This is a genomic window from Archangium sp. (assembly GCF_036277355.1).
Classification (GTDB): Bacteria; Myxococcota; Myxococcia; order Myxococcales; family Myxococcaceae; genus Archangium.
This window is the reverse complement of sequence record NZ_DASUNC010000034.1, coordinates 23,986-36,292: the sequence shown is the minus strand read 5'-3', so window position 1 is coordinate 36,292 and position 12,307 is coordinate 23,986. Positions and strand designations below refer to the sequence as shown.

General features: G+C 67.5%; 11 protein-coding genes. 3 read left to right on the top strand and 8 right to left on the bottom strand.

The window, feature by feature from the left end:
* Positions 1-44 precede the first annotated feature (44 nt).
* From VFZ09_RS08275 to VFZ09_RS08265, 3 genes are all read left to right on the top strand, one after another.
* Positions 45-1,103: an alpha/beta hydrolase-fold protein gene (locus VFZ09_RS08275; protein ID WP_329726952.1), complete on the top strand. Its 1,059-nt coding sequence runs from the start codon at positions 45-47 to the stop codon at positions 1,101-1,103.
* A gap of 217 nt (positions 1,104-1,320) precedes the next feature.
* Positions 1,321-2,811 carry an anthranilate synthase component I family protein gene (locus VFZ09_RS08270; protein ID WP_329726951.1) on the top strand — a complete coding sequence of 497 codons (1,491 nt, stop codon included), beginning with the start codon at positions 1,321-1,323 and terminating at the stop codon, positions 2,809-2,811.
* Positions 2,808-3,371, top strand: coding sequence for an aminodeoxychorismate/anthranilate synthase component II (locus tag VFZ09_RS08265; protein ID WP_329726950.1), 564 nt, complete (start codon positions 2,808-2,810; stop codon positions 3,369-3,371). Before VFZ09_RS08270 ends, VFZ09_RS08265 begins: the two co-directional genes overlap by 4 nt.
* Before the next feature lie 93 nt (positions 3,372-3,464).
* Here VFZ09_RS08265 and VFZ09_RS08260 read toward each other — a convergent pair whose 3' ends face one another.
* The 8 genes from VFZ09_RS08260 to VFZ09_RS08225 form a co-directional block, all read right to left on the bottom strand.
* Positions 3,465-4,940 carry an HTTM domain-containing protein gene (locus tag VFZ09_RS08260; RefSeq protein WP_329726949.1) on the bottom strand — a complete coding sequence of 492 codons (1,476 nt, stop codon included), beginning with the start codon at positions 4,938-4,940 and terminating at the stop codon, positions 3,465-3,467.
* Entirely contained in the window at positions 4,930-6,006 is a 1,077-nt protein-coding gene (locus VFZ09_RS08255) for an imelysin family protein (RefSeq protein ID WP_329726948.1), read from the bottom strand. The genes VFZ09_RS08260 and VFZ09_RS08255 overlap by 11 nt, the downstream gene beginning before the upstream one ends.
* On the bottom strand, positions 6,003-7,373 hold the full coding sequence (locus tag VFZ09_RS08250) for a di-heme oxidoredictase family protein (RefSeq protein ID WP_329726947.1): 1,371 nt from the start codon (positions 7,371-7,373) through the stop codon (positions 6,003-6,005). Before VFZ09_RS08250 ends, VFZ09_RS08255 begins: the two co-directional genes overlap by 4 nt.
* Before the next feature lie 9 nt (positions 7,374-7,382).
* The gene (locus tag VFZ09_RS08245) at positions 7,383-8,525 is read right to left on the bottom strand and encodes an imelysin family protein (RefSeq protein ID WP_329726946.1); all 1,143 of its coding nucleotides are present in this window, start codon (positions 8,523-8,525) and stop codon (positions 7,383-7,385) included.
* 126 nt (positions 8,526-8,651) lie between these two features.
* On the bottom strand, positions 8,652-9,848 hold the full coding sequence (locus VFZ09_RS08240) for a cytochrome P450 (protein WP_329726945.1): 1,197 nt from the start codon (positions 9,846-9,848) through the stop codon (positions 8,652-8,654).
* A gap of 68 nt (positions 9,849-9,916) precedes the next feature.
* The gene (locus VFZ09_RS08235; RefSeq protein WP_329726944.1) at positions 9,917-10,084 is read right to left on the bottom strand and encodes a hypothetical protein; all 168 of its coding nucleotides are present in this window, start codon (positions 10,082-10,084) and stop codon (positions 9,917-9,919) included.
* 220 nt (positions 10,085-10,304) lie between these two features.
* Positions 10,305-10,769, bottom strand: a complete 465-nt coding sequence (locus VFZ09_RS08230) for a YrhA family protein (RefSeq protein WP_329726943.1) — start codon at positions 10,767-10,769, stop codon at positions 10,305-10,307.
* Positions 10,770-10,799: 30 nt separating this feature from the next.
* The gene (locus tag VFZ09_RS08225) at positions 10,800-12,269 is read right to left on the bottom strand and encodes a hypothetical protein (protein WP_329726942.1); all 1,470 of its coding nucleotides are present in this window, start codon (positions 12,267-12,269) and stop codon (positions 10,800-10,802) included.
* Positions 12,270-12,307: the final 38 nt, after the last annotated feature.

Genomic DNA, 12,307 nt, shown 5'->3' with positions numbered 1-12,307 from the left:
GACACTCGACGTCTCCGCCTCTCCATTCCACCCTGGGTTGAGCCATGGACACCACGACACTGGAGCAGCGGGCCCGCGAGGAGGGCACACCGGTCATCCACGGAGAGACGGCCACCTTCGTGTGGCGGGGGCGCAGGCCCGTGTCCGTCGCGGGGGACTTCCTGGACTGGTCGGGCGAGCCCATCCCCCTGAAGGAGGTGGCGCCCGGGCTGTGGACGCACACGCTGAAGCTGCCGCGCGATACGTATGTGGAGTACGCCTTCCAGGACGCCAGGGGCCGGCGGGTGAGGGATCCCCTCAACGAGCGCCTCACCTCCAACGGCTTCGGGGACTTCAACCACTACTTCCACATGCCCGAGTCGCAACCCACGCCCCTCGCGCTGCGGCAGCGGGGCGTGCCGCGTGGCACCGTCACCCGTCACCTGGTGGAGACGCATGAGCTTTGTGTGGGCTCGCAGCGCGCCGTCCACCTCTACGCGCCTCCCACCTCCGAGCCCTGCCCTCTCGTGGTGGTGTTCGACGGGCCGGACTACCTGCGCCGCGCGAAGCTGCCCTCCATCGTGGACAACCTCATCGCCCAGGGCCGCATCCGCCCTCTCGCGCTGGCCATGGTGGCCAATGGTGGCCCCGCTCGCACCGTCGAGTACGCCTGCAGCGAGGCCACCCTGGCCTTCCTGCTCGACAAGGTCCTGCCGCTCGCCCGTGGCGAGCTGAACCTCCTGGATGAGACGCGCGAGCCTGGCGCCCATGCCGTTCTTGGCTCGTCACTGGGCGGGCTCATCGCCCTGTACACGGGGCTGCGTGCCCCGCACGTCTTCGGCCGCGTGCTCTCGCAGTCGGGCGCTTTCAGCGTGTGGAACCGCGACTTCGTGGTGTTCGACCTCGCCCGGAGCGCTCCCTCCCGGCCGCTCGACGTGTGGTTGGACTGCGGCCACTTCGAGGCGCTCGTCGAGGGCAATGAGCGCATGCTCCCCGTGCTCCGCGCCTCCGGACACCGCGCCGAGTACCGCGAGTACCACGGCGGCCATAACTACTCGGCCTGGCGCGACAACGTGTGGCGCGGCCTGGAGTGGTTGTTCGGCACCGGCCCCCGCGAGGGCTGAGCGGCCCACCTGGACTCCGCGTGTACCCCATGCCCGCTCGGAGAGGGGTCGAGGTCACGGTCGTGTCAAGCCGGGCAGGTGGGACGGTATCGGACGTCCGTGGCCCTTTCCCTGTCCGCGAATAACGGGGACAATCCGCCGGTGATGGGGTGACTTCCGGAACACCCACACCCCAGCCCTCTCCCAGAGGGAGAGGGGGCCTACACAGAGGAACGTGATGAACGCTCAGGAGCGCAAGGCGGCCTACCGCCAACGCGCGGAGAAGGGCGAGGCGGTTCCCGTCTCGGTCGTGCTCCCCGCCGACCTCGACACCCCGCTGTCCGCCTACCTCAAGCTCGGGGGTGCTCGGGGTTTCATCCTCGAGTCCTGCCACGGTGGCGAGCGCTTCGGCCGCTACAGCCACATCGGCACCGCACCCTCCGGCCGGCTCCGGCTCGACCGCACCGGCGGCACCCTCTGGCGCGGCGAGCAGCAGCAGCGTCTCGAGGGTGCTCCGCTCGACGTCCTCCGCTCCGTCTGGCGCGACCACGCCGTGGCCAAGCTCCCCGGTGAGCCCCCGTTCGTCGGCGGCCTCGTGGGCTACCTCGGCTACAACTGCATGTCCTGGTTCGAGCGCCATGTGCCCGACCGGCACACCTCCGACACCACCTTCCCCGACTCCGAGTGGCTGCTGTGCGATGAGTTCGTCACCCACGACTCGCGCACCCAGACGCTGCACGCCACCGCCATCGCCCGGCCCAACCGTCATGGCAGCGTCGCCCAGGCGCTCGCCGATGCCGAGGCCCGTGCCGAGGCCCTCGCCGAGCGGCTGCTGCGCCCGCTGCCCGTGGACGCCTATGTCCCCCATCCGCCCATGCGCGGCGAGGCGGAGGTCTCCGTCAACTGGGACCGCGCCGGCTACGAGGCCGCTGTCGAGCGCGTGAAGGAATACATCCGCGCCGGTGACTGCATGCAGGTGGTGCTCGCCCGCCGCTTCGAGGCGCGGGGGGCGCCGCCGCCGCTCTCGCTGTACCGCTCGCTGCGCCGCATCAACCCTTCGCCGTACCTCTTCCACATCGAGCTGGGCGAGGCGCGCGCGCTGGTGGGCGCCTCTCCGGAGCTGCTGGTGCAGGTGCGCGACGGAGACGTCGTGGTGCGCCCCATCGCCGGCACCCGGCGCCGCGGCGCCACCGAGGCCGAGGACCAGGCCCTCGAGAAGGAGCTGCTCGCCGACGAGAAGGAGCGCGCCGAGCACATGATGCTGGTGGACCTGGGCCGCAACGACGTGGGCCGCGTGGCCGCGCCGGGCTCGGTGCGCGTCGAGGACATGATGGTCATCGAGCGCTACAGCCACGTGATGCACATCGTCTCGCAGGTGCGCGGCAAGCTCGACGCGAAGTACGACGCGCTCGATGCCCTGGCGTACACCTTCCCGGCGGGCACGGTGTCCGGGGCTCCGAAGATTCGCGCGATGCAGATCATCGACGAGCTGGAGCCCGTGCGCCGCGGCCCCTACGCGGGCGCGGTGGGCTACCTGTCCTTCTGCGGCGCGCTGGACCTGGCCATCGCCCTGCGCACCTTCTACATCGACGGGGACCGCACGCTGTGGGAGGCGGGCGCGGGACTCGTGGCGGACTCGGTGCCCTCGAAGGAAGCGGACGAAACGGAGGCCAAGGCGCGGGTGCTCGCCACGGCCCTGAAGCAGGCGCGTGAGGGAGGTGTGCGGTGATCCTCGTCATCGACAACTACGACTCGTTCACCTTCAACCTCGTGCAGCTGCTGTACACGCTGGGCGCCGAGGTGAAGGTGGTGCGCAACGATGAGATCGACGCCGCGGGCGTGGCGGCTTCGGGCGCCTCGCACCTGGTGGTGTCGCCCGGGCCGTGCACGCCGCACGAGGCCGGGGTGTGCATGGCGGCCATCCGCGACGCGAAGGTGCCGGTGCTGGGCGTGTGCCTGGGCCACCAGTCCATCGGGGCCGTCTTCGGCGGCAACGTGGTGCGGGCGCCCGAGCCGGTGCACGGCAAGACGGCGTCCATCCGCCACGAGGGCCGGAGCATCTTCGAGGGCGTGCCGACGGGCTTCCAGGCCGCGCGCTACCACTCGCTGGTGGTGGACGCGGGGACGCTGCCGGCGGAGCTGGAGGCGACGGCGTGGACGCCGGACGGGCTCATCATGGGGCTGCGGCACCGTGAGCGGCCCGTGGTGGGCGTGCAGTTCCATCCGGAGAGCGTCCTCACGCCCGAGGGCCCCCGGCTGGTGCGCAACTTCCTCGACGGGAAGCTGTAGCTCCCCTCCCTCGCCCTCCGGGAGAGGGCCGGGGTGAGGGTATTGGAGGTCCCGGGCTGGCTCCGTGCAGTCGTCGCGGAGCCCCTCTCCGGCTCAGGGCGGTGCCACCTCGCGGAAGGGCAGCACCCACCCGTGCACGCTGTCCCACGGGCCCACCGCGGCCAGGTTCACCGTGGGGTCCACGAGCCGCTGGCGGGGTCGGCCATTGAGGCTCGCGAAGGCGTCCACGCGCACCTCGACTCCCGGGTGCCCCTGCTCGGCGAAGTGGCGCGCGAGGTAGTGCGCGAACGTCAGCAGCATGTCCGGCTGCGTGGCCATCATCTTCACCTGGTAGGGCGAGAGGTGCTGGCCCGGCGACACCACCCACCGCTTCCCCGTGGCGGGCTCGCTCACGTGGAACTCGGCCACCCCGTTCTTCTCCATCAACATCACGTTCCACGAGAAGCGGAAGCCCTCCTCCGTCCACATCACGTCACCCGGGTAGAGCAGGTGCCGCAACGGCAGGAGGAACTGCACCCCCAGGAAGGCCACCGCCAACGCGGGCCCGAGCCAGGAGTGTCTCGTGGGCAAGGAGGGGGACTCGGGCTCGCGGTGCTTCACTGGCTCGCGCCGCAGCCAGCTCGCGAGCCGCCGGGGCCAGTCCGGTGGGAAGAACAGCAGCGCCCCCGCCATCATCAGCCACGGGAACATGCCGATGGGGAAGAGCATCCGCGTGATGACGTGGAAGCCCACCACCGCCGCGTAGGCGAGCCACCGCGTCCGCTTCCACAACAGCGCGGGCACCACGCACAGGTCGAACACCGCTCCCGCGATGCTGAAGGCGTGCGGCGCCCATGGTTGCTCGAAGAGCCGGCCCAGCACAGGCAGGTCCGTGCTCGCCGCCAGCCAGATCTTCATCGGCTGCGCGTGGACGAGCCAGTCGCTCTTCAGCTTCGCCACCCCGCCGAAGAAGTACACGAGCCCCACCTGCGCCCGCATCAGCCACAGCCACCACGCGGGCACGTGGCTCCGCCCCTTCATGTCCAACGGGAGCGCCACCAGCAACAGCCCCGCCAGCGAGATGAAGTAGTAGTGGTTGAGGTAGTACGTCTTGTCGATGAGGTGCGCGTACGTGAACGTGAGCAGGAACGTCAGTGCGCTCGCCCGGTATGCGACTCCCAGCGTGATGCCCAGCGCTCCCAGCCCCATCAGCGCGAAGTGGACGTACATGCCCACCCCCGGCCACGGGCGGATCCACTCCAGCCCCGCGTAGGGGAAGAGCACCTTGGGTGCCAGGTAGTGCTCGTGAATCCACCCGTACGCGAAGAACCTCGCGACGGCGACCATCATCAGCAGCCCGAAGACGACCCGGTACGCCACCAGCGAGGATGGGTCCACGGGCGCGAAGAGGGTGGCCGTGAGGCGCTCGTGGAGGGCGCGCAGGGGCAACCCGGGGCCCGTGGCACCCTCACCCCCGCCCCTCTCCCGGAGGGCGAGGGGAGTGACGGGCGCGAGGGGAGTGATGGGCGCGAGGGGCGTGGTGGGCGCGAGGGGCGTGGTGGGGGCCAGCGGCGCCTGCTCAGTCGCCATCGTTGTCGTTGAACTTGAGCGTCACGCCCAGGTTGGACACCACCTCGGAGGCCAGGGTGGCTCGCAGCGTCGACAGCGCCGCCCGGGCCGCCTCCACCGACTCACGGTCATTGGTCAGCGCCGTGCGCAGCGGCGGCGGAATCGCCTCGAGTGCCGAGCGCACCGCCGCCAGGTCCCCACGCACCGTCGCGTCCACCTGCTTGTTGCTCGCGGCCACCACCTTCGACAGTCCGCCGTTCCCGCTCGCCCCCAGCCAGACGCGCTCCATGCTCAGGACCGCGTTCTTCAGGTCCTCCAGCGAGTTGTCGCTGCGCCGCGCCTCCTCCAGCTCGGGACGCACCGTGCCTCCCGTCTCGAAGCCGAGCGGCTTCGACAGCTTCTGCTCCGTCACCTCCACGCTGGAGATGAGCCGGTTCACCACCGTGTCCACCGCGTCCTTCTGCGTGGCGTAGGGGCTCCCCTCGTTCCCCGCGTTGGACAACTGCGCGACGTAGTTGCCCTGCTCGGGCTCCCACGCCGTGCTCACCGCCGTGGCGTCCTCGTGCAGCAGCGCCCCGAGCGCCTTCAGGTACGCCCGCCGCCGCGCGCCCGCGCTCCCTTCCTCCGTGGCCCCCGCGTCGAAGAGCAGGTACTCCATGGCGAGCAGTCCCTTGCGGTTCGCTCCCTGCTCCGCCACGTAGGTCTCCGTGAGCTCCACGTCTCCCACGAGCAGGCTGTCGATGCCCGTGGTGGACGGCACCTGGTTCACCGAGGCCGACGTGTGCTGCTCCTCCGCCGGGCCGAAGCGGAAGGCCTCCTGCCGCAGCCACGCCCCTCGCGCCTCCCTCCAGGCGGTTCGCGCCTGCGTGAGCGTGGTCTCCGTGGGGGTGGCCTCCAGCGCCGCGAGCGCTCCGGCCAGCGCCTCGGTGCGCGTGTCGAGGTCCCGGTACGCCGGGAGGGCCACGTCCCCGGCCAGCTCCTTCAGGAAGGCCGAGCGCAGGGCCGTGCCCTGGGAATCGCCGCAGCTCACCACGGCGAGCGACAGCAGGAGGGTGGGGGCAATCAGACGGCGGAAGATGGGGCTCACAGCGACTCCAGGAAGCGCAGCAGCGCGGTACGGTCCTTCACGGTCAGGTTGCGGAAGCGCTCCCGCGAGCGCTCGGCCTCGCCCCCGTGCCAGAGGATGGCCTCCTCCAGCGAGCGGGCCCGCCCATCATGCAGGAAACGCGTGTGGCGGTTGACCGTCTCCACCAGCCCGATACCCCATAGCGGCGGTGTGCGCCACTCACTCCCCGTGGCCTCGAAGTCCGGGCGCCCATCGGCCAGCTCCGGCCCCATGTCGTGCACCAGCAGGTCCGTGTACGGGAAGATGATCTGCTTCGACAGCTCCGGCGCGTCCGCCACTGTCCCCGTCTCGTGGCGCGGCACGTGGCACTTCGCGCAGTCCAGCTCACGGAACAGCCGCCGCCCGCGCAGCACCTCGGGCTTGTCCACGTCCCGGCGCGCGGGCACGGCCAGCGTCCGCGTGTAGAACGTCAGCTGCTCCAGCTTCTCCGCCTCCAGCTCGGGCGCTCCCCCCGAGGGCGCGTCGTGACACGCCGTCTGCACGGGAGGGCAGTCCTCCGTGGGGAACAGATCCGACGTGATGCCGATGTCCCCCCGGAAGGCGCCCGCGTTCTGCTGGCGCAGGGAGGGCTGGTTGGCCTTCCAGCCGAAGCGGCCCACGCGCGTCTCGCCATGCTCCACGTCCCAGACGTGGTTGATGCGGCCGGAGATGCCATCGCCGTCCTTGTCGTCCGGATCCGCGAGCGCCTCCAGCGCCGCGTCCGGAATGGCCTCCAACAGGCCGAGCCCCACCATCACCGGGGCCACGCGCGGGCTCATCATCAACTCCGGGTGCACGGGGCCGAAGGCCAGCTTCGTGAGCGTGTAGTGCGGCTCCTCCAGCGCGTAGCCCGTCCCGTCCGCGTACTGGCCCTCGCGCGGCGTGTGCGTGAGGGCCACCTCGCCCTCCGCGGGCACGCCCAGGAGGGCCTGCGGCTGGAGCTGCCCTCCATAGTTGGGGTCCCCGAGCGGCTCGCCATGCGCGTCCTGCCCGGGGATGCTCAACCGGAAGAGCAGCGACAGCGGCTTCTCGTCCGGCTCGGTCGGGGGCTTGCCGCGCCCGTCCTTGAAATGACATGCGGCGCACGAGGGCGCGTTGAAGGTGGGGCCCAGTCCGTCCAGCCCCGTGGTGGAGGCGGGGGCCGTCACCCAGTTGCGATTGAAGAGCGCGTTGCCGGTGAAGAAGGCATCGCGCCGATCGCCCTGGAGGTTGCGCGCCGCCAGGGTGAAGGCGTTGCGCGTGGTGTCGTGGACGGTGGTGTCGCCGCCGGACAGCTCCTCGCCCGGCTCCGGCCCTTCCTCACCGCACGCACAGGCGAGGAGGAGCAACAGACTGATCGTGCGCCACATGGTTCGTCCTCACTCCAGGTTCAGCGTGATGCCCAGCGCGGTGGCCACGTCGACGAGCGTCTCCGTCTGGGCCTTCAGCGCGTCGATGGCCGTCTTCACCTTCTGCCGGCCCCCGGCATTGTCCGCGCCGAGGATGGCCTGGTCGAACGGGCCGGGGATCGCCTGGATGGCGTCGAGGCTGGCCTGCAGGCGCTGCTTCATCTCCTCGTCCAGCTTCGGGTCCACCGCCGCCACCAGCTCGTCCAGGCCCTTGCCGTCCACGGTGCCGTAGCGGCCCAGGTACACGTTCTGGATGCCGAGCGCGTTGGCGTACAGGTCCGCCTTCGTGTTGTCGCTGAAGCAGGAGTGCTCGTCCTCCTGGTCCTTGTTGTCGTAGGCCACCGTCATCCGCTCGCCGGACAGCTCGGCGCCGCTCAGGCTGCCCAGGCCGGTGAGCACCTGCAGCACCGCCTCCTGCGGCTCCTGCGCGGCGAACCTCTTGCCGTAGTTGTCCGCGCCCGGCGTCCACTGCGCCTGCACCGACTCCAGGTCCTTCACCAGCAGCTCCGTCGCGAGCTTCAGGTACTGGCGGCGGCGCTCGGCGTTGGGCGCCGTCACGAAGTCCGAGGCCGGCCGGTTGCCCGGGCCCGTCACGCTCCGATCCTGGCCCCACAGCAGGAACTCGATGGCGTGGTAGCCGGTGGCGATGTTCGTCTCACCGTCGCGCTCGTTGAGGGAGATGAGCAGCTCCTCGGTGAGCGTGGGGTACTCGGTGGTGGCGTTGATGATGCCGGCGTTGGGCGAGCCCTCCACCGAGTCGATGTACGCCTCGTCCAGCGGCCAGGCGTTGATGCGGCCCTCGGGGCCCGTGTCCTCGTCGTCGATGGGGCCGCCGTAGAAGCGGAAGGCCTCGCTCTGCCCGTAGGCGGGACGCGCCGCCAGCCACGCGTTGCGCGCCGCCGTCAGCTTCGCCTCGGTGGGGTCCGCCACGAAGGCCTCCACCGCCGTCCGCAGCTCCTTCGCCTTCGTCACCGCGTCCGTGTAGTTCTCGTTCACCAGCGCCGCATAGCGCTCCACCACCGGCCTCGCCCGCGACTCCTCCAGCGGCTCCGTCCCACAGCCCACGGAGGACAGCGCCCCCGCCACCAGTGCCATCCATCCCAGCTTCTTCATGTGCGGCCCTTTCGAGTGCTTCCGTCGAATGGGCTGGCTCGATAGCGAAACTGAGAATCAAAGTCAAAATTGGGGGGCCGCAAGGAAGGGAGCGGTGGCGCGCGTGGGGCCACCGCTCCACTGCGCTCAGGCGGGGAACAGCTCCAGGGGCAGCACCGCGGGCCCGCGGGTGGTGATGGCCACGTTCCACTTCACCGGCCCGGGCTCGCGCACCATCCGGTCGCACTGCTCGAGCAGCGCTTCCAGGGCCAGGCGAGCCTCCATGCGCGCCAGGGGCGCACCCACGCAGAAGTGGATGCCCTGGCCGAAGGTGAGGTGCGGCGAGCCCGTGCGCTCCAGGTCGAAGCGGTGGGCGTTGGGGAAGACGGACTCGTCGCGGTTGGCCGAGACGAACTGCACCAGCAACGTCGCGCCCTTGGGCAGCCGCACTCCGCCCAGCTCCGTCTCCTGGGTGGTGGTGCGGATGGTGGACTGCGAGGGGGCGTGGAAGCGCAGCACCTCCTCGACGAATCTGGGGATGAGCGCCCGGTCCTTCTTCAGCCGCGCCCAGAGGTCCGGGTCGTCCGTCAGCGTCAGCGCGCACATGCCGAGCAGGTCATACGTCGTCTCCAGCCCCGCGACGAGCAGCAGGACGCAGTAGCCCAGCAGCTCGTCATCCGACATGGAGCCGCCCTGCGCGCGGGCCTGGAGCAGATCCGTCACCACGTCATTGCCGGGCTCGCGCTGGCGCAGCTCCAGGACGCTCGTCAGGTGATGCTTGAGCTCTTCCAGGTAGCCCGTCAGCTCGGTGCGCCGCTTCATGTCCTCCGCGGGGACGATGCCGACGCCCGTCACCGCATGCGCCCAGGTCTTGAAGCGCGGCGCCAACGAAGGGTCCAATCCCAGCAGGGCGCTCATGGCGCGCGAGGGCAGCACCAGGGCCATGGACTCCATGAAGTCCACCCGGCGGCGCTCCAGCATGCCGTCGACGATCGACCGGGCCGAGTCGCGGATGGAGGGCTCCAGGCGGGCCACGCCCGAAGCCGAGAACGTCCGGGTGATGAGCGCGCGCAGGCGGGTGTGCGTCGGAGGATCCATCATCAGGATGGAGTCGGCCACCGGGTTGCGCTGCTGGAGCCATGCCGGCTGCACCGCGGGGCGGAAGCCCTCGGACGAGAAGAGCTGCGGATTCTTGAGGACGTGGAGCACGTCCTCGTAGCGCGTCACCGCCCACATGCCTCCCGGCTCCACCTGGCTGACGGGCGCTTCACGCCGCAGCGAGGCATAGAAGGGGTGCGGGTCGCTCCAGATTTCAGGCGCGTAGATGTTGGGTTTGTCGGCCATGGGCAGGTCTCGGGGTGTGATCTGGAGCCTAATCCTGGCCGCGTTGTGGAGGGAATATACCCCCCCGCTCAGCCGCGCAGATGGGGGGTGTCGTTCCAGAGCTGGAGGACCTGCTGGTCTCCATCGCTGTCCAGGCCGAGCACGCTGATGGAGGCGGTGCTCAGCGTGAAGAGGCGGCGGTTCCATGCGATGTCTCCATGGCGGATGAGGACGAGCACGAGGGACGCTGGCTTCATGGTTTTCCTCTCAAGATGGGCGAACGCTGCCACCGCTCGAAAGCTCGGAGGAACACCCCCCCGGAAAGCCTTTGTCTCTAAAGCGGTCATCCTCAACGCAAGCACTCGTAAAGCCATGCTCCTTTGTGTATGTGTCTGGTGGTCTGGCCTTTCAGCGGAAGCACCCCTCGCGAGGAAGAAGTACCACGGCCTGACGAACAGCGGTGCCGCTGGAATGCATTCAGAGATGGGATAGAAGCGCGGACGAGATCATGTCCTCGAACGAAGAAAAGGTCTCGTATTTCTCCAGGGAGATGCGATCGCATCTGACGTATTCGTTGTTTTTCTTGTCATACGCATAGAAGTAGAACTCCGAGTCGGCGAAGATGAGGTAATCCACCAGTTCAGGAACGCCCTGCTGAAAGAGCTTGTTGGACTCCACGAATCCAGCGATGAAGCGATCCGCACGGCCCGCGATGAGGCTGGTCTCGCTCGCATAGATGGTGAGTCCGTTCCAGGTAAGCCCATTGTGCCAGCGCAGGAGATCCACATGCGGGTCGGGTATGTCGCTTCCGAGTTCTTGTTTGGCTCCGAGTCTTAGCCTCACCAACTCCTCCTGTGAACAGGGGGGCTGCATACGCCTGCCATGGTGTCTCAACTGCTTTTCGAAATCCTGCAGAACCTGTTGATAAGGGATGGATGGCACGTTGACTCTCCTTGCTGTGGTGTTGCCCCGTCAGTGGGCCTTGGGTGGATAGATGAATCCATCGGGAATGGGGAAGTCGGCCACCTTGGTCTCTCCGACCTTCAAGCTTCGGAATAGCGCAGATTGTTCGTTGGTGATTGTCTGGTGGTAGGGTACTTCTTTGATTACAACCAGGTTGTCGAAACTGTTGTCGCCGCCGTCGTCAAGAGAGAGTTTGTGATGTACTCTGTAGCCCTCTGGGGGCTTCCCTGCTTTCATGCTTGCGATGTCGTTGGAATCAAGCCCCGCCTTTTTCAGTTGTTCGACCTTGTCGGGATCGTTCGCGAGCGACTTGAGGAACTTCTCCCGCTCGGTACTGTCGAACTTGTTGCGGAGCTTCTCGTATTCGGCTCGATCCCGTTTTGTATATGAGAGCTTCTGTGTTTTGACACCGGGAAGTTCCACGGGCTTCTTGCCGACCGTGCCAGTGAAGGAGCCTGGTGATTTGCCCGGCTCCAACATTTCCTGTTTGTAGACGTGTGTTTGCCGGGCGGGACCCATCGCTGGCACGGGCTCATAGCGCCGCATGATGTCATCAATGCTCGCTTCGATTTGATGGATCGTTTGATCCACCATGCGATCCACGCGAGATTTGACCTGTTTGATGGCATCCAGCAGATTGGCGATGCCGGCCTGGATGTCATCCGCTAAGTCGGGTGTATATCGCCTGAGGGTCTTGAGTGTATCCTGAAGCTTGTCCAACAGACCGTGCAACTTGGATTTCACCTGCGAGCCGATTGATGAAAGCTCCGTTGCTCGGAGTTTCTTGAGCCACTTGAAACCGTTCCCCTTGGCGAAGAAATTGAAGACCTTCAGGAGTTCTTGCAAGGTAAGGCGTTTGGCATAGATCAAGACCGTCTTGCAAATGCCTTTGACGAGCGAGCCAAGTACGGGGATGAGGCCAATCAGGGTGAGTACGAGCCCCACCCATACAAAGTAGTCATCGTACTTTTTGTCCCAGAGCAATTGCTTCAGGCCGGCAACGAGATCCCGGATGTCGGCGAGTTGATCGACGACGGGAAACATGGTGATGATTGTCCCAACGATGATTTGATCGATTGTCGGGTCCTCGTTGAAATCACCTTGAACGACCCCCCACATCCACGACCCGAAATCCTTGAGCTTTCCACCCATCCGGTCAATCCAGCCAGCGGGCGCCTGCTGCCCGTGTGGCTTGGGTTGCACCCGGATATCGAGGGTGTCTGGGTCATCCTGGAACCAGTACTTGACCTTGCCAACATTGGGCGGAAGTGCGACGCGGGCAAAACCGTTGGCGTCGAGATTACCCGTGGTCTGAAAAGAGCCGTGGGCGTCCTCTACGAAGTATTTGGCACCTGAAACAGGTGTTCCATCAGGATAGAGGTACTTGAGCTCAACCCAGTTGCTGGGGCACTCCTGAATCTTCTTGCCCGGGAACGTATTGAGTTGAGATTGGGTAATCTTGAATGGTTCATTCCCCATGGATTCTCCGGGCACACGAGGAGCAGGCTCAGCCGCTT

Bases quoted from the DNA above. Each gene is read 5' to 3' on its own strand.
- VFZ09_RS08275 (WP_329726952.1), top strand. From the start codon at position 45: ATGGACACCACGACACTGGAGCAGCGGGCCCGCGAGGAGGGCACACCG.
- VFZ09_RS08270 (WP_329726951.1), top strand. From the start codon at position 1,321: ATGAACGCTCAGGAGCGCAAGGCGGCCTACCGCCAACGCGCGGAGAAG.
- VFZ09_RS08260 (WP_329726949.1), bottom strand. From the start codon at position 4,940: ATGGCGACTGAGCAGGCGCCGCTGGCCCCCACCACGCCCCTCGCGCCC.
- VFZ09_RS08250 (WP_329726947.1), bottom strand. From the start codon at position 7,373: ATGTGGCGCACGATCAGTCTGTTGCTCCTCCTCGCCTGTGCGTGCGGT.
- VFZ09_RS08245 (WP_329726946.1), bottom strand. From the start codon at position 8,525: ATGAAGAAGCTGGGATGGATGGCACTGGTGGCGGGGGCGCTGTCCTCC.
- VFZ09_RS08240 (WP_329726945.1), bottom strand. From the start codon at position 9,848: ATGGCCGACAAACCCAACATCTACGCGCCTGAAATCTGGAGCGACCCG.
- VFZ09_RS08235 (WP_329726944.1), bottom strand. From the start codon at position 10,084: ATGAAGCCAGCGTCCCTCGTGCTCGTCCTCATCCGCCATGGAGACATC.
- VFZ09_RS08225 (WP_329726942.1), bottom strand. From the start codon at position 12,269: ATGGGGAATGAACCATTCAAGATTACCCAATCTCAACTCAATACGTTC.